The 792-nt window shown below is 59.2% G+C and carries 2 protein-coding genes and 1 tRNA gene; 2 read left to right on the top strand and 1 reads right to left on the bottom strand.

Translation table 11 applies throughout. From position 1 onward, the window contains the following. Both EN781_RS35920 and EN781_RS35915 read left to right on the top strand, forming a co-directional pair. The coding region (locus tag EN781_RS35920) for an NAD(P)H-dependent oxidoreductase (RefSeq protein WP_189347990.1) at positions 1-260 on the top strand (260 nt) is incomplete at its 5' end. A gap of 28 nt (positions 261-288) precedes the next feature. Next, a complete protein-coding gene (locus tag EN781_RS35915) occupies positions 289-576 on the top strand; it encodes an NAD(P)H-dependent oxidoreductase (protein WP_127400780.1) in 288 nt (95 codons plus the stop codon). Positions 577-632: 56 nt separating this feature from the next. On the opposite strand, the gene EN781_RS33480 is transcribed toward EN781_RS35915, so the two are convergent. After that, positions 633-707: transfer RNA gene (locus EN781_RS33480), tRNA-Thr, on the bottom strand. Between the last annotated feature and the right edge of the window lie 85 nt (positions 708-792).

Raw genomic sequence — 792 nt, 5'->3', positions numbered from 1 at the left:
ACCCAATATCAGATCGTCGCAACTTCACGACGATACGCGACGCAAACTACTACCGTCAGCAGTCTGAGGAGGCGAACGCGGCTGCCCATGACGGGTTCGCGCCGGACATCCAGGCGGAGATGGGCAAGCTTTTCTGGTGCGACGCCTTGATCCTGCAGTTCCCGCTCTGGTGGTTCGGGCTGCCGGCGATCCTCAAGGGCTGGGTTGACCGAGTGTTCGCGTCCCGGCGGCCGCATCTATGGCGGCGGCAAATGCTATGATCGCAGCGTCTTTGCGGGAAAACGAGCGATGTGTTCCGTCACCATCGGCGGACCGCCGCCGATCTATTCAGGCTGTGGACTGAACGGCCCAATCTCGGAGATCCTGTTCCCGTCAACCACGGAATGCTCCATTTTTGTAGGCTTCACGGTTATCGAGCCTTTCCTTGTGCACGCACCAGCGCGCATCAGCGACGGTGAACGCCAGAGGTGGCTCGATCGTTACCGCGAATGCGTCCTCAGCCTCGCGAATGCTCCGACGATCACGCATCCGAAGCTCGCGGACTTCGACGACGCCCATGTCCTGAAATCGGTGTGAAAGATGGGCACAAGCCCTTGCATGTCAAGGACTTCAGCGATTTCAATGGGATAGGCTGGTGCTGCGAGAGAGGATTGAACTCTCGACCTCTCCCTTACCAAGGGAGTGCTCTACCACTGAGCTACCGCAGCGACGCGGGCCTCAATAGCCGTGAACGCCTTGAATTGCAAGGCGTTCCGATCTGACGGGGCAGAATGTTCCAGCGTCACGCTTTGC

This window comes from Mesorhizobium sp. M4A.F.Ca.ET.090.04.2.1, from assembly GCF_003999085.1.
Lineage (GTDB): Bacteria > Pseudomonadota > Alphaproteobacteria > Rhizobiales > Rhizobiaceae > Mesorhizobium.
This window is presented reverse-complemented; position numbering and strand designations above follow the sequence as displayed.